This is a genomic window from Desulfobaccales bacterium (assembly GCA_041648175.1).
Taxonomy (GTDB): Bacteria; Desulfobacterota; Desulfobaccia; order Desulfobaccales; family 0-14-0-80-60-11; genus 0-14-0-80-60-11.
The window spans coordinates 178,074-196,309 of the sequence record JBAZPO010000007.1; the positions used below are offsets into that span (position 1 = coordinate 178,074).

The following is an 18,236-nucleotide window of genomic DNA, read 5'->3' on the forward strand; positions in this document are numbered from 1 at the left end:
CGGAGCCCACATTGTCGGTACTCCGGGACGATTCTTGAGCCGTGGTAACATTCTCTTGGGGCATAGGTTTATCCCTTGTAAGATTCTCTTAAGACGCCTACAAACCGGCGGCGCCCAGGATCGACGGCAATTTATCTTCCCACCCAATGGTGGCGATGAGCACTCCCGGGAATCCCTTCTGTTTAATGGCCGCTGCAAATTCCGCCGCGATCTGCACACACTCCCGCACCCGGTCGGCGGCTTTGTGAATCCGCGTGATGTACTCTTCCGGGATTTTCATCTCCAGATGGCGGTTGATATAGCGTGCCATGCCCACACTCTTGAGGAGCAGCACTGTGGGGATGATGGCCGCCGGGCGGCTTCCCGCCTGCTTTTTGAAATTCTCCAAGACCGCTACGTCGAAAACTGGCTGAGTAGTAAAAAATCGGGCCCCCGCAGCAATTTTTTTATCCAGGTCCGCCAACTCCGTCTTCAGGCCTTCGGACCCGGCCGGCACCTTGACCGTAGACCCCACCAGGAATTGGGGCGCCCCTTTAAGGTCCACCCCGGCCATATCCCGGCCGCCCCGCAAGGTGCCGATGGCGGAGATCAACTCCAGGAGATTGATGTCATAAACGGCCTTGGCCTCATGATGGTCGCCGTGGGTGATCTCCTCTCCGGCCACCGCCATAACATTGGGGATTCCCAGAGCCTGGGCCGCCAGCAGGTCGCCTTGCAGCGCCAGGCGATTGCGGTCCCGGCAGCAAACCTGCAACACCGTTTCCACTCCCTTGGTCTGTAAGAGGAGCGCGCCGCCCAGAGAGCTCAACCGCATGACCGCGTTGTTCATCTCCGGAACCACAAAGGCGTCCACCATGCGTTTGACACTGTTGGCGTTGGCCACCATGTCGGAAATATCCGTACCTTTGGGCGGCTCCATTTCCGCCAGAATGACGAATTCACCGGAAATCAATTTCTCTTGTAATGGCATCGCGGTCCCTCTCAGAGATTATTGGGATGATCGCACCATGGCGTTGGAGATGGCTAATATGAGATCATCCTCGCCAAAGGAATTGACATGATAATAAAATATTCCTTGCTGGCGGATGCGGCTTTCCTGTTCGGCATTATTCTCGTCGGCAGTAATGATGATGGGCAGTTTGCGATCCAGGCCTTTAATAATGGAGATGGCCTCGTAGCCCATTTCTTCCGGGAGACGCACATCCATGACCAGCACTTGAATCTTTTCATTCTGCAGGGTCATGAGCAGATCTTTAATATTGTCCACCGCCTTGAGCCGGTGCCCCTGTTCGGTGACCCAAAAATTCAGGCTCTGGGCCAATTCGCACCCACGTTCGGCCACCAGCAGCGTGTTGCATTTTTCCTTCATGTAAGACCCCGGCTGAATCCACCAGAATTCCTGCCGCGTTAAGCCAATCTGCATTTTGTTATGCAAAGGCTATGCCCTCAAAGCAAAGATTGTGAAAACTCGCACACCATGCGACTTTCAGGGCAGGAACGTTTTGGCGCGAAGCTTGGGGAAAGAGGTCATTTTGGGACAAAAAAATCGGCCGAACAAGGTAATATATTGAAATTACAGGAAAACAGTAAGTATGGGTAAAAATGTCACATTTGTTACCATTTTGCTAGAAAGTTTTACAGGGAAGATGGCGGCGGAGGGTTTTAACGGGAAACCTAAACCCAATGCTGTTCACTTAAGCACTTGTAGGGGCGGGGTCTCCCCGCCCTGGTTCAAAATTGACACGGGCTGGGCGGGGAAACCCCGCCCCAACATCCGAATAGATATCGCAAATGCTTAAGTGAACAGCATTGAACCTAAACCCACATCTCGCTACTACCGTCTGAGATCGGGTCCACCAGGATGATGACCAGGAGGAACAGCAGAATGGCCACGGCCACAATAACGAAGTGATTCGTCATGGCTGCATGCAGAATGTCGACAGGTTTTCTATACATCGGGTTCGGGATCGGGATCGGAAAGATGTTATTGAAAGTTATGCAAATTAAATGCCAAATTAAATAACCTATTGATAACAATTAATAAATTTAAAAAAATTATAAAGCTTCATGTTTCAATCTATCAATAATGTTCACGTTATGAAAAGACTGTGGTTATAGCATGAAGCATTGAACCTGCCGCGAGGACTCGCTGGCCCCATTTGCTTCCTCATCGTCCTGTGATAAATTTACCCGCATAGTCTGAGCCGCTGCGGCTTCCAGATGGCAAGCCGTAGATAGAAATAATTATCGTATTTTTTCAATTAGTTAACTGTGGTCATTTGAGGTTGAGAGCTCTTAACTTAACGTTTGCTCCGGCCGTTGGTCCAATCCAGTGAAAGCCAAACCACCCCTGGGGTGGGAACATCTTAAGGACATTCAGCGCTGGATTTCCTGACGTACCCGGAGGATGAAGCAATGAAAACCTGGACCAAAAGCATCGTAACCGGCCTGCTGATGGGCGTGGTTATCCTGGGAAGTCTTCCTGCTTTGGCTAACCCCCGCGGGCCTTGCATCGACAGACGGGAAATGAACCAGCAACATCGCATCCACCAGGGGCTCCGGGCAGGGCGGCTGACCCCCGGAGAATACCGCCGTCTCGAACACCAGCAAGGGCGCATCCGCATGGCTGAGGCCCGGATGCGGGCCGACGGCCGCCTGGATCGCCATGAGCGGGCCCGGCTAAACCGGATGGAAAACCACGCCAGCCGCAACATTTATCAGTACAATCACAACAACTGGAGACCGGGCTGGCATTAATCCAAGAGGACAGACGCCGGGGGCGGTAACTCGCCCCCCGGATAGCACCACGGTGTTGTCATAATCCAATCGGTCTTTCCGTCATTGCCTTACCCGGAGACTGACCCCAAAGGGTCTGACATGACCAAAACAATTTTGCAAGTCTTATTGGTGATCACCATCGTAGCCTCAAGCCTGGCCTGCGCAGCCAAACGTCCTGTCCTTAGCCCCAATGCGCAACTCGACGCGGTGGGGATGGACGCAGCCCAGCAGGATATCGATGATTGTCTGCGGCGGGTAAACGAAGGGGGGCTGGAATCCGGGCAAGCCGGCAAGGTTGCCAGCTCCACTGCCATTGGAGCCGCGACCGGGGCCGCGGTGGGTGCGGTGGCTGGGGCGGTGGTCGGAGCTGCTGGCCGAGGCGCGGCCGCAGGAGCAGCCGGGGGCGGTACCGGCGGCCTTATCCGGGGACTCTTTCATGCCGGGGACCGGGGCCTTAATCCGGAGCAGCGGCAGCTGGTGGAACAATGCCTCCGCGACAAGGGCTATGAGGTCAGCGGGTGGAAATAGAGACGGTCCCCTAATAACTCACTCATATATGCCAATCAAATTGATAACTATCTGGCATTCTTGTGACTTATTGATAAAGGCAAGTAATCCGCCAGCTTTTGTCTGTATCAATATAGGGATCAGAAGTGATAGCTGGTCCGGAACAGGAAACTGAATTGATAGGCTTCCAAATTAATATCCACACTGCTAAAGCTATAAGTGGGTGAAGCATAACGGAACCGGAAACCCGCGTCCAGAGAGATGTTTTTCAAGGCAAAGAAGCGAAGCCCCGTTTCGGTGACCAAGGCGATAGTCGTCGAACTACGGTTCCCCAAGCCAAAGTCGCCAGAATCCATACCGCTGAAGAGGACAGCAGGACCCACACCCAGGTAGGGATGCAACCTCCCCGCAGGCACCTCAGCGTCCGGCAGGAAGCCGTAATGGGTCATAACCAAAAAAGTCCAGGCGGCCATGAAACCTTCTTGCCGGGGGAGAGTTTCCCGCACGTTACTTGGAGTGAAAGTAAGAGTTTGTGAAGGCAAGTCGAAACGGTTGTAGGTGAAGTCAGTGGCCAAACTGAAATATTTCATCCAGTCCGGCCAATTATAACCCCCGAAACCTGTATTGATGAAGTCATAGCCAATAGTGACGCCGCCAATTACCGCGGGATTGACCCGTGCTTGCTTAACCGTATCAAATCCGTTATTAGCTTTAAGGTCGGTGTTCGCCGCAAAATTTCCCCCCAGCTCAACCCCCGCCCACATGGCGGTATTGGCCACGTTGGGCATGGACACTAAGGTCAGCGCCAAGAAAACCAACCCTATAAGCCGATAAGCTTTAATTTTCATTGAATTATCGCCACTTAATCTCTCGAATATTTTTGGTTTCGGTCATGCATTAAAACTTATAGCGTTTGCCAAGAGTTTTTTCCGTAATAGGAGATACTTTAACACCCTAAATCCCCCCTAACCCCCCTTTGGTAAAGGGGGGAACTATAAGGAATTACTCATAAAGTCACCCTTTGAAAAAGGGGGATTTAGGGGGATTTAAGAATCAGCCAGCGGCATAAATTTATGGCAAACGCTATATCTAAAGTTTTCCTCTTTTATGGCCCGATCATCTTCTTGAACGCAAAATAGCACAAGTCTTCCTTGGACTGAACCTTTTTTTAAATAATGAAGATATCAATTTATATTTGTATTCATATGGGATCCCGGGGCGCCGCCAAGCATTTTGCAATGGCCGGGGGACTGATTTTATTATGAGGGCGATGAGCTCTTTCCAGGTCGTTTGGCTAAACAGAGACGACGGCATTGCACCAGCGCTTGTCCGTGATGGCTTAATGGGGCTCGTCTGCAGGCGGGTCGAACAGCGTGGGTTGTGGTACGCCCCGGAGTTGGCGCCGCCGGGAGCGGGCTAGGCGCGGCAGACCCATGGGGTCCAGGCTGCCGGCCTCAAGATTCTCCAGGACCTCTTGGGCCCGGGCGATGACTTCCGGGGGCACGCCGGCCAGCTTTGCCACTTGGATGCCGTAGCTCTGGGGAGCCGCGCCGGGAGCCAGCCTGTGGAGGAAGACGATGTCCCCTGCGGATTCCGTCACCAGTACCTGGAAGTTTTCCACCCGGGGCTTGAGACGGCTCAGTTCCGTAAGTTCCTGATAGTGGGTGGCAAACAGGGTTTTGACGCCCACGCCTTTAAGGTCGTGGAGATGTTCCGCCACGGCCCAGGCCAGGGACAGGCCGTCAAAGGTCGAGGTTCCCCGGCCGATCTCATCCAAAATTACCAGGCTCCGGGGGGTAGCCTGGTGCAGAATGCGCGCGGTTTCGTGCATCTCCACCAGGAAGGTGCTCTGGCCCCGGCCGATGTCATCCACTGCCCCCACCCGGGTAAAGATGCGGTCAGTGAGCCCGATCACCGCCGCCGCGGCCGGGACAAAGCTGCCCATGTGGGCCAGAAGCACAGTCAGGGCCACCTGGCGCAAAATGGTGGATTTGCCGCTCATATTGGGACCGGTCACGATGAGCACCTGGGAGTCCCCGGCCAGAACAACGTCGTTAGGCACGAAGCTGCCGGCCGGCAGGAGCCGTTCGATCACCGGATGGCGACCTTGTATGATCTTGAGCACTGGCTCGGCCACAATCTGAGGACGGCTGTATTGATGCAGGGCGGCCAGTTCCGCTAAGGCGGCGCACACGTCCAGAATACCCAGCGCCCGGGCCACTTGCTTGAGGCGAAGAGCCTCCTCCCCCAACTGCCGGCGTAACTCCTGAAACAGCTCCGTTTCCTTTTTGAGGCGCGCTTCTTCCGCGCCCAGGACCCGGGACTCATACTCCTTCAAGCCCTCGGTGATGTAGCGTTCGGCATTCACCAGGGTCTGTTTGCGGATGTAATCCGGCGGCACCAGATGCAGGTTGGCCTTAGATACCTCCAGGTAGTAGCCGAAAACCTTGTTATAGTGCACCTTCAGGGAGTTGATGCCGGTCCTGGCCCGCTCCGTGGCCACCAGGCGGGCGATCCAGTCTTTGCCTTCCCGGGACAGCACGATGAGTTCGTCCAACCCGGGGTCGAACCCCTCCCGGATGATGCCGCCGGCCTGGAGATTGGCCGGAGGGTCATCCACCAGGGCCCGGCCTATCAGGTTCTGGAGTTCGGGCAGGCCGTCCAGGTCAGCCGCCACCTGAGCCACCAATGAGGGAAGCTCATCGGGCAACAAGGCCTGCAAAAGCGGGACTCGAGCCAGGGCCTCTTTAACGGCCCCGACTTCCCGGGGCGTGGCCTGTTCCAGGGCCACCCGGGCGGTGAGGCGTTCCAAATCCCCCAACCCTTTCAAGGTCTGACGCCAGCGCTGACGCAACAGGCCGCTATCTTTGAAAAACGCAACAGCGTCCAGGCGGGCGTTGATCTCGGTCTGGTCTTGCAAAGGATAACGCAGCCACTGGCTCAGGCGCCGGGCCCCCATAGGGGTGATGGTGTCGTCCAGGGTTTCCAGCAGCGACCCCTGCCGGGACCGGCTGCGCCAGGTTTCGAAAATTTCCAGGTGGCGCAGCGTAGCCTCATCCAGCCCCAGAAAGTCGTCTCGGCGGTAAGCCAGCAGGCGGTCCAGGTGGGGGAGGTTAGGAGTATAAGAATCTTTGAGATACCGGAGGATGGCTCCGGCCGCGGCCACCCCCAACTGGTAGGCCTCAAGTCCGAAGCCGTCCAGGAAGAGGGTTCCCAAAGCCTGTCCCACTTCCCGGCGGGCCGCTTCCGGATCAAACCCATAGGCAGATACCACCCGCTGCGTCGGAGGAGTGTCGAAGGGGACCAGGGCGGGAGCCAGGAGGGCCGGGTCCAGATTATCCGGGACCACCAATTCCGCGGGTTTCAGCCGCCATAACTCATCACCCAAGGCATCGGCGCCCACGCCCTCGGTGAGGCGGAATTCCCCGGTGGACAGCTCCAGGAAAGCCAGGCCCCAACGGGCGCCCTTAAAAGTCACCGCGGCCAGGTAATTGTCGGCCCGGGCATCCAGGGCGGCGAGGTCAACCACCGTGCCCCGGGTAAGGATGCGGGTGACTTCCCGGCGCACCAGGCCCTTAGCTTGGCCTGGGTCTTCCGTTTGGTCGCACACCACCACCTTGAAGCCCTGCTCTAAAAGGCGCGGGATGTAGCTCGCGGCCGCATGGATGGGGAAGCCGGCCAGAGGAACACGGTCGTCTCCCTGGCGCGAACGGGAGGTGAGGGTAATGTTGAGAGCCCGGGCCGCGACCTCAGCGTCATTGAAAAAGGTCTCGTAAAAATCACCTATCTGAAAGAGCACCAAAGCATCGGCGTACCGGTCCTTGAGGGACAAGTACTGCTTCAACATGGGGGTGATTTTGTCCGGGGGTGGAGCGGTCATGGCGACAACTGACGACCTGGGTGGAGGGCCGAAGAGGCGTCGGGCTTCTTCCGCCCTCTTAAGAACCGGGGCGTCCCCGCATTATTCGGATGGAGGGACAACCCGGGGTTCGGGGGCCGTCACCGAACTTTCTGCGGTGGCGCTGGCCTGCTTCAGTTCCCTGGCCAGGATTTCCAGGTTATGCCGAAGCTGGCGGATGGTCTGGCGGCCCTTCACCAGCTCATAAATGCCGTAAAGCGAGGTGGTGAACACCCCCAGGAAAAAACAGAATAGAATAATGACCCAAAGATGAATATCCGGACTCTGGAGGGTGAAGAAATAGAGGTCCATCTTAACGCGCACGGCATGCTTGAGCATGTCCAGGTTTTCGACGATAAAGACGATACCCAGGAGGACGATAACCGTGGAGATGATTATTTTAACGAAACGCATGTCTTATCCTCATCTGGCATGGCCTGGAAATGGGGCGCCAGGCGTTCATAAGTCTGACGGAAGTGCTCCGGAATCACCCGGACATCGGCAAACACCGGGATAAAATTGGTGTCGCCGTTCCAGCGGGGCACAATATGAAAATGGAGATGGCTTTCCACCCCGGCCCCGGCGACGATCCCCAGGTTGAGGCCCACATTGAAGCCATCGGGGCGCATGAGGCGCTTCAAGAGGGTCAGCGACTCCCGGACTTTGGTCATAAGATCCAGCATCTCAGCCGGGGTCAGATCATCCAAGCCGGGAGTGTGGCGGATCGGGGAGACCAACAGATGGCCGTTAATATAAGGATACTTGTTCATCATGATGCGGGTGAGGCTGCCGCTGAACAGCACCAGCCGTTCCGCCAGGTCTTCTCCGGGTTCGGGGCAGAAAATGCAGCCCGGGGTTTTATCTTCCCCCAGGATGTACTCCATGCGCCACGGGGCCCACAACACTTTCATGTTGGCCCCACCCTGCTCACCGATGATCCACGGATTCTCATATCGTTGAAATATAGCACGATTGGGGAGAGATTCAAGGGCTTTTCTTCCGGTCGGGGCCGCGGGTAAAGCGAGCCGGTCTTCTAAAGTTGATCAAGCCAGAGTGGCGCCGCCGCCCTCGGCGGCGTTTGGACATATTTAGGCAAGGAGGCTAAAAGCCGGTCTGACCCGGCCCACCTCTTCTTTTCGGTGGTTGAGGATCGGTGGCTGCCGGAAGGCGGCCAGGGCTGCCGTTGCCGCGGGGGTGAGCACTCCCATTTGCTCCAGGATGGCCACTACGGTGGGGTTAAGGGCCCGCACCGCGCCATCCTCGATCTTAAAGGCCACCCCGAGGCCGTCCTCCATCAGGCTTAAACCATAGCCCCCTTCGGACCCGGACTTGGCAAAGAGCTTGCCCGGCAGGGCTTCCATGGCGGTGGTCTCCAGCCGGCCATCCCCGGCGATGAACTTGGGATTGGCCAGGATCGCGGCCATGAGTATCCCTCCGGGCGAATCCGGTTTGGCCCCCGCCAGGCGGGCATAACCCAAGGCGATGTTTTTCAAAGGCATATAGAAAACCGGTGCGCCGCAGCCGTCAATAGCCACGGTGATCTGTGGCGGCGGCACCCCCACCATCCGGGCCACCGCGCCCAGGATGAGTTTTTGCACCGGGTGCTCCTGGTCCAGGTAGTTATCGACCGGCCAGCCGTGATGGACGCAGAGGGTCAACATGGCCGCGTGCTTGCCGGCACAGGTATGATGCAGGGGGCCGGGTTTTTCCCCGGCCTTCGCCAACGCCTGGGCCGAGGGGCGATGCAGGGGCGGATGCGCGCCGCATTGCAGGACCTCCGGGGTGAGCTTCAAGCGTTCCAGGACCCGCTTGACCAGGTCCACCTGAAAATCCTGGCCGCTCAACGACCCGGAAAACAGGGCCACCTCTTCCGGCCCGAACCCAAAGGCGTCCGCGGCCCCGGTGGTCAGAACCGGCAAAGCCTGAAAAGGCTTGGCCAGGGAACGCATGCACACCTGCACCTCAGGGTCGCCCAGGCTATGGCGCAGGTTGCCCTGGGCGTCTATCACCACGATGTGGCCCCGGTGACAACTTTCCACCCGGGCGCCCCGGGTTACTTCGATTAAGACAGGAGGGGTTATTTTACTTGGCATATTTTTCCCTTAATTTAGAGATGGCTTTCAGCGGTCAGCTTAGAGATGCGAGAGGATAACACAACTGGGCATGAGCATTCTATTAGAGAAACCGATAAGGTCTTCACCTAAAATTGGTCATCCTTCCTTAAAAATCCTTAGGCACTTATTGATTCCAAAAAATGTATCATTTCTGATTATGGCTTGCCATTGGCTCAGGGTCTCGCCGATCCCTGCTACTGATTTATCGATCTTTTTTGCTGGTACACCAAAAAAACCACCAACGTAGCCGAATTGTCTGCTCAATTCCAAAAGGGCAATGTCAGGCCAGAATACCAGAATTCGCGAAAGTCCATCAGCAATTTCCTCTTTTGTATCGAGCTTAACAATTCTTGCTAATCTACTGCTCTGTTTAGGGAGTGATAATTGGAGCGAGTTCTGAATTAAAGAGCGAACCTGCGCTAATCTTTTTGATCTCTCTTTATGCGGCGTCTTAGCTAAAAGATGACAAGCGCAACCAAATGGTATACTAAATATAATAAATAATGTCTTATTGAAATCTGAATCTGAATTTAATTCTTTATTATCTATCAAACTTATGTAGTCTGATATCGGATTAAAGTTTCTGAAAGCCCTATAACCGGGAAGATATCTCAAAGCAATAAGGCAGTCATTAAAATTATATCCCGTCATTTCTAGAAGGGGTAAAATATCAATGTCACCTAAATCGAAATATTGTTTCAGCAAGTCTAAAAACTTTTTAGTTTGGCCGTTTGCATTATATATCTTTATAAGTTCTAAGAGACTATTATAGTCTTCATTCGATAATTCGGTTCGAAATTTAAAAAATAGAATCGCTTGTTCAATATAACTAGAATCTTCTGGCCACAGTTTTGACAATATCATAGCTTTCAGATCGAGAAGGCCAGTGTGATGAGGAACTATTTCTAATCCCGCGTTAACTTGACTTAACGCCTCTGAAAGATTACCCATTTCAAAATATGCTTGACTTAACCAGTACCAAGCTAAAGGCCAGCGAATCGCAATTGAGCTATCGATTTCAATTGCTTTTAGAATTAGGTCAGCGGCTTCTTGTGCTTTTCCAAAGATTCTGAATAAGGTAACCCCCTTGCTTGCCAATGCCTCTGGGAGATCACTATTAATAGCAAGAGCTTTGTCGTAACAATTAATCTCCTCATTATAATTATGAAGATGGAAATATACTGCTCCTAAGTTTTTCCAAACTGATGCTTGCCGTGGATCATACTCAATTGCTAAAAGAAATTCTTTTTTTGCTGCCTTATGTTCACCTAATGAATGAAGAACATTGCCATAATTATAGTGATCAACCCAACGTTTACTATTTTTTGCAATTCTTTCAAAGATATTTTTGGCTAATAGAAGGTTGGCTTTAAGTCCCGTTTGAATTCCAGCTTCTGTTAAAATACATGCTTTTAATAACCAATTATTGTTATCATTCTCATAAAGAGAAATAGCACGATTTATGCTTAAGAGAGCCTCATTATAGTGAAATAGCGAGTATTGGCACCAAGCAAGGGCTTGCCATAGTCGGACATTTTTGTCATTCATTTTGAGTAAGGTCTTGAATTCCACAGAAGCAGCTTCATATTCGGCTTGCCGGAAGAGAACCCAAGCCTTTTCGTTACCTTGATCCGGGGCTGGTGGTATTGGTTCTGATCTCGTAGGTTTTCTAATTGAAATCGATTCTGGCACGGCGAGATACTTTGCGGCTAAATCTGGGTGAACTTCCTCAAGACGATGTCGTAACCATTCGCGGTCATAAATGATGAGACCCCACTGGTACTTATTGGCAACTATTGATGCAAGTTGATCCCGTTTCCGCCCTGTTACTTTTCTGCTTGTTACGAAAACGTAGCTATCGATCTTATGATCGTGCTTGCATACTTTTTCCAGCTCTCGCTTCAGTTTGCCTTCCCATCGTTCTTCAAGGGAATACTGAAAGAATGTTATTCCCCCGGTGTATTTAATTCCTTTTAGTGAGTGGATTTCAGCATCACGTCCCCGATCATGTGTGCCCCCAATTGGTACGATATCTTTGTAACCCTCGCGAGAAAGCAAATCCGTGCATAATCGCTCAAAGCGACTCCCATCCATCTCATTGTCGAGTGTCCATAAGATACGATTAAACATAGTGCTTAATGCAAATGAAACTTGTGCGGGGTTTCCCTATGGTTCTCAAGCAAATTTTTTGTCGTCATCTATCACACAGGCCTTCGCCGACCGCAGACAGTTCCCCTCACCGCCACCACGCCGCATACAGCAATGCCAGAGTGAGGCTCAGGCCCATGAAAAAGTGGGTCTGGATGGTGAGGGCCTGGGCTGCGACAAATTCGGGGTCGGTATTGGCGGTGCGGAAGACCAGGCGTACGGCCCGCCAGGCCAGGGGCAGCGTCACCAGACCCGCGACAATGAGATCGGGCAAATGGAACAATTCTATGAGGACAAAGAGGCTGAGAAAAGGCCCCAGCATCAGTCCGGCATAGACCCAGCGGGAAAGCCTTAAACCCAGCCGGGCCACCAGGTGGTGCTTGGCTGCGGCGATATCCGCCTCCAGGTCGGGAAACTCGTTGATCCAGATGATGGCGGTGATGAGAAAGGCCAGGGGCAGGCTGATCACCGCAGCCAGAAGGCTGAGGTTTCCGGTCTGGACATAATAAGCGCCCCAAGAGAGCAGGGGGCCGAAGGCCAGAAAAATGAGGCCCTCTCCCAGGCCGCCGCTCATGAGCTGCATGGGCGAGGCGGAATAGCACACGGCCGCGGCCAAACCCAGCAGGCCGATAAAGGCCACCCAAGGCCGGCCCAGGTAAATCAAGGTGAGGCCGCATCCGACCCCCACGGCGAACAAGGCGTGGGCCATGGTCTTGACCGCCGCCGGGCTCATCTGCCGGTTCTGAATCACCCGGCTGCCGCCGCTAAAGGGCGTTACGTTAAGGTTCAGGGGGTCACTGCCGAAAGAGTCATAGTAGTCGTTGATCAGATTGGCCCCGCACTGCAAGGCTGCCACCCCCAGAGCAGTAAGGCCAAACCGCAGGAGGTTCCAGGTGTGGTCATGGAAATAGGCCAGGGCCGCGGCCACCGCCACCGGAAAGAGCGACCCGGTAAGGAAGGGAAGCCGTACAGCCCGCACATAGACCGATAATCTCATAAACATTACCTCGGTAAGCGATTATAGGGCTTTCGGCCGGAAACTGTCAACGCCGGACCAAGAGATTTTCGTTGCAGGATAAACGTAAACGGGTTAATAAAAACAGGTTGACAATTGGATTGCCAGGGAGGCTCGGACTGCCCATGTCTGTCTTCCCAAAAATTATCTTGTGAGGAGGTTAATTATGGGTCGCCCGAAGATTACGGTGGTAGGGGCGGGAAACGTCGGCGCTACGTGTGCCCATTGGGCTGCCGCCCGGGAGTTGGGCGATGTGGTGCTCGTGGATGTGGTGGAAGGCATGCCCCAGGGCAAAGCCCTGGATCTGATGCAGGCGCGCCCGGTCTTCGGCTTTAATGCCGAGATCGTGGGGACCAATGACTACGCGGCCACGAAAGATTCCCAGGTCGTCATCATCACCGCCGGCATCGCCCGGAAACCGGGGATGAGCCGGGAAGATTTGATCAATACCAATAAAAACATCGTGGCCACGGTGACCAAGGAAGTAATGGCGAAATCACCCGACGCCTTTCTCATTATCGTCAGCAATCCCCTGGACGCCATGTGCTATGTGGCCAAAAAGGTGAGCGGCCTGCCCCGGGAGCGGGTTATGGGTATGGCGGGCATTCTGGATACCGGGCGCTATCGCTGTTTTATCGCCATGGAATTGGGCGTGGCGGTGGAGGAAATTCAGGCCATGGTCCTGGGAGGCCACGGCGATGATATGGTGCCCGTGGTCAGCGCCACCAATATTTCGGGCGTTCCCCTTACCGACCTGTTGGCGCCGGCGCAAATCTCCGCTTTGGTAGAGCGCACCCGCAAAGGCGGCGGGGAAATTGTGGCTCTGCTCAAAACCGGCTCGGCTTATTATGCCCCCTCGGCGGCTGCGGTGCAGATGGCTGAAGCCATCTTAAAGGACCAAAAGCGCTTGGTGCCGGTATCCGCTTACCTCACCGGGGAATATGGCTTGAATGATCTTTACTTCGGCGTCCCGGTGATTTTGGGAGCCGGTGGCATCGAAAAGATTCTGACTATGAAACTGAGCAAAACCGAAGAGGAAATGCTGCAGAAATCCGCCGCCGCCGTGGCCAAGACCCGGGACGAGCTGAAGATGTAAGAAGAACTGGGGGAGGGATCTTGGCCAGGCAAACCCCTCCCCCCTCCAGTCTGGCATCCCACGGCTTAGTCAGTCCCGGGTTAGGCCGGGGGATGGTTCACCTTGCGGAATTGGCGAAGAACTCAGAGATTCGAATGAACGCCGGCCCCAGGACAACTACCATGATAGCCGGAAAGATAAACAGCAAGAGCGGGAAGACCAGTTTGACCGGCGTTTTGGCGGCCAGTTCCTCCAATTTTTTGCGCCGGGTGGTCCGCATATAATCTGATTGGGTTTTTAGGGCTTGACCAATGCTGGTTCCGAAGCGATCGCTTTGAATGAGGATACTACAGAGAGAAATCAACTCATCTACCCCAGTCCGTTCCCCCAGATTTTTCAGAGCCTGTTCCCGTTCCAAACCGGCCATGATCTCAAGATTAACCATAAGCAATTCCCGGGCCATGATGGGACTGCTTTCCATCAAATCATCTGAAACTCGTTTGATGGCGGCGTTTAGCCCTTGACCGGCTTCGACGCAAACCACCATCAGATCCAGGGTATCCGGAAGCGCTTCCCTAATTTTTTTCTGGCGGGCCTTAATCAGGTTATCCAGGATGATGTCTGGGAGTATATAGCCCAAAATGAACAGGACGATGGAGCCCGCGATCAACAAACCTCGCTGAGAGGTTTGCCCCCACCAGAAAAACAGGACCACCACCGGGATGACCAGGAGCAGTCCCATTTTGATCCCAAAAAAGATGGAAATGGCCCGCTCACTATAAATCCCACCCCGGATAAGCCGCTTATGGAGTTCTTTGATCCTGGCACTGTCTTTCCCCAAGTCTAGCTGCTTTTCAAGTTTCTTGATCAGGTCAGCGCTCAAGAAGGCGGGTTTCTCTCCCGCTTGGGTCCGCAGTAAATCGGTTTTGAGACGTAGAGGAGCCTGGAGGCGCCGGCGCGCCAAAGAGTTGCGCTGTTGCAGAAAAAAACCCAGGCAGAAAATAAACCCGCCAATAAAAAGTCCAAAGAGAACGGCCTGTAAGATCAACATTGCCTATACCTTGATATTGACGATCTTGCGAATGAGGAGCATCCCCAGAAGCTGAAAGGCCACGGCGACGCCAGTCATGGCCTGGCCAACCGGATGCCTGAAGAGCACGGACTCATAACCCGGGTTCACTAACATCAGGAGGACAACCAGCACCGGAGGGAGCAGGACGAGGATTAGACCCGATAGCCGGCCTTCCGCAGTTAAGGCGTTCACCTGATTACGTAATTGAAAGCGTTCCCGGATGAGGACTGAAATCTTTTCCAAAATATCCGTCAGGTTGCCTCCGGTCTCCCGTTGGATCAAAACCGCTGTCGTGAAGAAATTTAAATCCCGCAGTTCGATGCGTTTACAGAGGCCGAGCAAGGCGCTACTCATGTCCATGCCATGGGAGAATTCCGAGTAGACAATGGTAAACTCCGTCCCTAAAGGGTCAGGCATCTCTTTGGCAACTTGCTGCAAACCCGATGGAAAGGCATGCCCGGCTTTCAGGCCGCGGGCTAACAGGTCCAGGGCCTCCGGGAGTTGATGTTCGAATTTTTTCAGCCGCTTCTTGCCCTTGCGAACCAGGAAATTATAGGGGATGAACAACCCCACCCCGCAGCCGACTAGGCCCCCTATAATGCCAAATTTCCCCACCCCCACCACCAACCCCACCAGCCCAAACAAAGCGGTAATCACCAGAAAGGTCGACATTTTCCAAGTTAAATTCGCGCGGACCATCAAGGTATGTAAGTGGATGGTGAGTTTGAATTTGTCCAGGTTTTCATCCATAACGGACTTTTTCAGGGTGCTTTTTTTCAGGAGTGTCGCAACGTTCGGGGTCGTTTCGAGACCATCTATTTCTTTGAGGCGCTGTTTTAGGCGTCGCTGCTGATGGCGTTGCGGGTCAGTCAGGAACATGAGGATAGCCCTGATGAGGAAGAAAAAGCACAGAAAAATCAGGAAGGCAAAAACCAGCAGAGAATAATCTTTGGACTGGATCAATTCATGGAGCATGAGAGCCTCCCTGACGGAATCTTGCCCTGGGGCGACATAAGCAGATGGAGGGAAGGGCCCGGATCAAGTGCTTATGGAAAGTCGTCTCCCGCCATCAAGGCTTGCTAGTGATCCTGAAAGAGACTGCTGGGCAACGTGATACCCATGCCCTCCAGGCGTTTCATAAATTTGGGACGAATACCACTGGCCACAAAGCGTCCTTTCACCTTGCGATCCTCGGTAAGCCCCATCATATTGAAAGAGTAGATCTCCTGCATGGTGATCATATCTCCTTCCATGCCGACGATCTCATACAGATTCATCATTTTGCGGGTGCCATCACTCAGACGGGCCAGTTGAATCACCACATGGATGGCGGAGGCAACCTGGTTTCTGATGGCCTTATCGGGCAGGCTGAGGCCAGCCATGGAGACCATGGTTTCCAAGCGGGTCAGGGCATCCCGGGGAGAGTTAGCGTGAATGGTGGCAAGAGACCCGTCGTGACCGGTATTCATGGCTTGTAACATATCCAAAGCTTCACCGCCGCGTACCTCACCCAGGATAATGCGCTCGGGCCGCATACGCAGGGCATTGCGCACCAAGTCCCGCTGGGTGACTTCTCCCTGACCCTCCAAATTTGGGGGACGGGTTTCCAGGCGCACCACATGGTCCTGCTGCAACTGCAGTTCAGCGGAATCTTCAATCGTGATAATGCGCTCATCGAAAGGAATAAAACTGGACAACACGTTGAGGAACGTGGTTTTACCGCTACCGGTGCCGCCGGAGATTAGGATGTTGAGACGGGCCCGAACCATTCCCTTCAGGGCCTCGGCCATGTCAGCGGTGACGGCGCCGAATCCGATTAAGTCTTCTACGGTTATGGGGATACGGGAGAATTTCCGGATCGAGAGGGCCGGTCCATCAAGTGCCAAGGGAGGAATGATGGCATTTACCCGGGAGCCGTCAGGGAGACGGGCATCCACCATGGGACTGGATTCATCGATGCGGCGTCCTACCCCGGCAGCTATTTTTTCAATAATTTTAAGTAAATGTGCGTTATCAGTAAACCGGATGGCAGAGGGTTCCAACTTGCCGTGTCGTTCTATGTACACCTTATCGTAGCTATTCACCAGAATATCATTGATACTGGGATCGGCCAGGAGGGGTTCCAAAGGCCCGTAGCCCAACAGCTCATTCCTGATTTCCCGACAGAGTCGCTCCTTTTCGGGCGAAGGGAGCGGTATCTTATCTTCCGCCAGGATCATCTCGACTCCTCGGCGTAAGTCCTCCTGGAGGGCACTTTCTGAGGCTTCGGTCAGGCGGGAAAGATCCAACAAGTTAAGGAGCTTTAGGTGAACCTTGCCTTTCAACTCATTGAAAGTATCATCTTTCTTTTGCCGTTCCCGTTCTTGCTTCAAGTCCAGCCCAAAGGCCGGGGTTTGGGCAACCTGCTCCTCTCCTTGACGCTGGCGGATTTTGTCCAAGAGGCTCATAATTATTTCTTCCCCCAAAGACGCGGCAGCCATTTCCATCCAGAGCCATTGGTGGTCTTGAGCGTTTTGTCCTTGCTGATATTTCCGGCCATCAGTTTCAGTTCCTCGAATATCGGATGACGGCGACTCCCTTGTACCAAAGGCCTGCCTTCATTGATGCTGAACCCTACCTGCTTGTAATCGCAGGTTATGGTGCCTGCGAGCTTCTTGCCTAAAAATCCTTCCAAGTCAGCCAGAGTCAATTCATTTTGCCGGTCCCAGAAGTTTACCCAGACCTCGATATCGAGATCCTTTAGTTCCAAAAGGTTAAGGATTTCCAGCATCTTCTTGGCATTAGACAAGGCCGGAACGGATTGCGCAGTCACCAGCATCAAAATATCGGAGAGTTCCAAAGCCTTAAGAGTAATCTCATCGAATTGATGACAACAATCTATCAGGATAGTGCGGAATCCCAGGTTTTCCCTGATGAATCGGATAATCTTCTCCAGGTGGCCGGCGTTGATGGCCTCAGCTTCTTCCAGACGGGCCGGTGCAGGCAGAAGATAACAATTATTTTCGACTCGATAGAGGATATTTTGTAAATAAGCATTGTCCAAGCGTTCCAGATTTTCTACCAACTCGGTCATGGTGTGTTCAGGGTGGACATCGAAAAGATAGTTTAGTTGACTGAATCCCAAATCCAGGTCCACAACCAGCACCTTGCCCCGACCTTCCTGGGCCAGGAGGCTTGCAACATTGGCAACCAGAAAAGTGGTGCCTACTCCACCTTTACACCCCAGAAAAGATATGACTTGAGTGGGCTTGGCCTGAGCCTGTCTGATCTCGGTCCTGCTGACGATACGCTGGACAGCATTCTGGAAATCTTCCTCCTTAATGGGGAAGGTGAAGCATTCCTTGGCTCCGAGGCGGAGCGCTTTCCACAAGTTAGTGGTGGAGATTTCTTTAAAATAAAGAAAAATGGCGGGGCTATGGGGATCGGCCGCAGTAGTTTCGATCCACTGGTCTAATTGGGGATTGTTCTCCTGATATTCCAAAAAGACCACATCGGTGCCGTTCACTGCCTGAATAGGCAGATGATTCAGGTCTTGACTATCCACCAATTGCCCGTTACCGGAAGCATCAATAATTTGACGAAGGTATTCCTGGTTTGCTGGATCATGAAAAAAAATACTAAAAATGAAT

Annotated in this window: 16 protein-coding genes; 3 read left to right on the forward strand and 13 right to left on the reverse strand. The window is 53.6% G+C overall.

Annotated features, from left to right (window positions below):
* Positions 1-97: 97 nt before the first annotated feature.
* Together WC600_08820 and WC600_08825 are read right to left on the reverse strand one after the other, a co-directional pair.
* Positions 98-970 (reverse strand): methylenetetrahydrofolate reductase, encoded by an 873-nt coding sequence (locus WC600_08820; protein MFA4902833.1) that lies wholly within the window; start codon positions 968-970, stop codon positions 98-100.
* Between the two features lie 18 nt (positions 971-988).
* Entirely contained in the window at positions 989-1,435 is a 447-nt protein-coding gene (locus WC600_08825) for a response regulator (protein MFA4902834.1), read from the reverse strand.
* 980 nt (positions 1,436-2,415) lie between these two features.
* Between WC600_08825 and WC600_08830 the strand changes: the two genes are divergently transcribed.
* Both WC600_08830 and WC600_08835 read left to right on the forward strand, forming a co-directional pair.
* The gene (locus tag WC600_08830; GenBank protein MFA4902835.1) at positions 2,416-2,757 is read left to right on the forward strand and encodes a hypothetical protein; all 342 of its coding nucleotides are present in this window, start codon (positions 2,416-2,418) and stop codon (positions 2,755-2,757) included.
* A gap of 120 nt (positions 2,758-2,877) precedes the next feature.
* Positions 2,878-3,306: a glycine zipper family protein gene (locus WC600_08835; protein ID MFA4902836.1), complete on the forward strand. Its 429-nt coding sequence runs from the start codon at positions 2,878-2,880 to the stop codon at positions 3,304-3,306.
* Positions 3,307-3,425: 119 nt separating this feature from the next.
* On the opposite strand, the gene WC600_08840 is transcribed toward WC600_08835, so the two are convergent.
* The 7 genes from WC600_08840 to WC600_08870 form a co-directional block, all read right to left on the reverse strand.
* Entirely contained in the window at positions 3,426-4,133 is a 708-nt protein-coding gene (locus WC600_08840) for a hypothetical protein (GenBank protein ID MFA4902837.1), read from the reverse strand.
* A 491-nt stretch (positions 4,134-4,624) separates the two neighbouring features.
* Positions 4,625-7,165, reverse strand: a complete 2,541-nt coding sequence (mutS, locus tag WC600_08845) for a DNA mismatch repair protein MutS (protein MFA4902838.1) — start codon at positions 7,163-7,165, stop codon at positions 4,625-4,627.
* Between the two features lie 81 nt (positions 7,166-7,246).
* Positions 7,247-7,597: a LapA family protein gene (locus WC600_08850; protein ID MFA4902839.1), complete on the reverse strand. Its 351-nt coding sequence runs from the start codon at positions 7,595-7,597 to the stop codon at positions 7,247-7,249.
* A complete protein-coding gene (locus tag WC600_08855) occupies positions 7,579-8,094 on the reverse strand; it encodes an HIT domain-containing protein (protein MFA4902840.1) in 516 nt (171 codons plus the stop codon). The genes WC600_08850 and WC600_08855 overlap by 19 nt, the downstream gene beginning before the upstream one ends.
* Before the next feature lie 177 nt (positions 8,095-8,271).
* Positions 8,272-9,276: an asparaginase gene (locus WC600_08860; GenBank protein ID MFA4902841.1), complete on the reverse strand. Its 1,005-nt coding sequence runs from the start codon at positions 9,274-9,276 to the stop codon at positions 8,272-8,274.
* A 117-nt stretch (positions 9,277-9,393) separates the two neighbouring features.
* Positions 9,394-11,427, reverse strand: coding sequence for a restriction endonuclease (locus tag WC600_08865; protein ID MFA4902842.1), 2,034 nt, complete (start codon positions 11,425-11,427; stop codon positions 9,394-9,396).
* Positions 11,428-11,533: 106 nt separating this feature from the next.
* Entirely contained in the window at positions 11,534-12,442 is a 909-nt protein-coding gene (locus WC600_08870) for a prenyltransferase (protein MFA4902843.1), read from the reverse strand.
* Between the two features lie 184 nt (positions 12,443-12,626).
* Between WC600_08870 and mdh the strand changes: the two genes are divergently transcribed.
* Positions 12,627-13,556, forward strand: coding sequence for a malate dehydrogenase (gene mdh, locus WC600_08875; protein ID MFA4902844.1), 930 nt, complete (start codon positions 12,627-12,629; stop codon positions 13,554-13,556).
* A 97-nt stretch (positions 13,557-13,653) separates the two neighbouring features.
* On the opposite strand, the gene WC600_08880 is transcribed toward mdh, so the two are convergent.
* The 4 genes from WC600_08880 to WC600_08895 form a co-directional block, all read right to left on the reverse strand.
* Positions 13,654-14,586 carry a type II secretion system F family protein gene (locus tag WC600_08880; GenBank protein MFA4902845.1) on the reverse strand — a complete coding sequence of 311 codons (933 nt, stop codon included), beginning with the start codon at positions 14,584-14,586 and terminating at the stop codon, positions 13,654-13,656.
* A gap of 3 nt (positions 14,587-14,589) precedes the next feature.
* On the reverse strand, positions 14,590-15,582 hold the full coding sequence (locus WC600_08885) for a type II secretion system F family protein (GenBank protein MFA4902846.1): 993 nt from the start codon (positions 15,580-15,582) through the stop codon (positions 14,590-14,592).
* 104 nt (positions 15,583-15,686) lie between these two features.
* A complete protein-coding gene (locus tag WC600_08890) occupies positions 15,687-17,054 on the reverse strand; it encodes a CpaF family protein (GenBank protein MFA4902847.1) in 1,368 nt (455 codons plus the stop codon).
* Positions 17,055-17,056: 2 nt separating this feature from the next.
* On the reverse strand, positions 17,057-18,236 hold a 1,180-nt coding region (locus WC600_08895; GenBank protein MFA4902848.1), incomplete at its 5' end, for an AAA family ATPase.

Excerpts from the sequence above, each read along its gene's own strand:
- WC600_08855 (MFA4902840.1), bottom strand. The coding sequence starts at position 8,094 with ATGAAAGTGTTGTGGGCCCCGTGGCGCATGGAGTACATCCTGGGGGAA.
- WC600_08820 (MFA4902833.1), bottom strand. The coding sequence starts at position 970 with ATGCCATTACAAGAGAAATTGATTTCCGGTGAATTCGTCATTCTGGCG.
- mutS (MFA4902838.1), bottom strand. The coding sequence starts at position 7,165 with ATGACCGCTCCACCCCCGGACAAAATCACCCCCATGTTGAAGCAGTAC.
- WC600_08850 (MFA4902839.1), bottom strand. The coding sequence starts at position 7,597 with ATGCGTTTCGTTAAAATAATCATCTCCACGGTTATCGTCCTCCTGGGT.
- WC600_08835 (MFA4902836.1), top strand. The coding sequence starts at position 2,878 with ATGACCAAAACAATTTTGCAAGTCTTATTGGTGATCACCATCGTAGCC.
- WC600_08830 (MFA4902835.1), top strand. The coding sequence starts at position 2,416 with ATGAAAACCTGGACCAAAAGCATCGTAACCGGCCTGCTGATGGGCGTG.
- WC600_08880 (MFA4902845.1), bottom strand. The coding sequence starts at position 14,586 with ATGTTGATCTTACAGGCCGTTCTCTTTGGACTTTTTATTGGCGGGTTT.
- WC600_08840 (MFA4902837.1), bottom strand. The coding sequence starts at position 4,133 with ATGAAAATTAAAGCTTATCGGCTTATAGGGTTGGTTTTCTTGGCGCTG.
- WC600_08860 (MFA4902841.1), bottom strand. The coding sequence starts at position 9,276 with ATGCCAAGTAAAATAACCCCTCCTGTCTTAATCGAAGTAACCCGGGGC.
- mdh (MFA4902844.1), top strand. The coding sequence starts at position 12,627 with ATGGGTCGCCCGAAGATTACGGTGGTAGGGGCGGGAAACGTCGGCGCT.
- WC600_08890 (MFA4902847.1), bottom strand. The coding sequence starts at position 17,054 with ATGAGCCTCTTGGACAAAATCCGCCAGCGTCAAGGAGAGGAGCAGGTT.
- WC600_08870 (MFA4902843.1), bottom strand. The coding sequence starts at position 12,442 with ATGAGATTATCGGTCTATGTGCGGGCTGTACGGCTTCCCTTCCTTACC.
- WC600_08865 (MFA4902842.1), bottom strand. The coding sequence starts at position 11,427 with ATGTTTAATCGTATCTTATGGACACTCGACAATGAGATGGATGGGAGT.
- WC600_08885 (MFA4902846.1), bottom strand. The coding sequence starts at position 15,582 with ATGCTCCATGAATTGATCCAGTCCAAAGATTATTCTCTGCTGGTTTTT.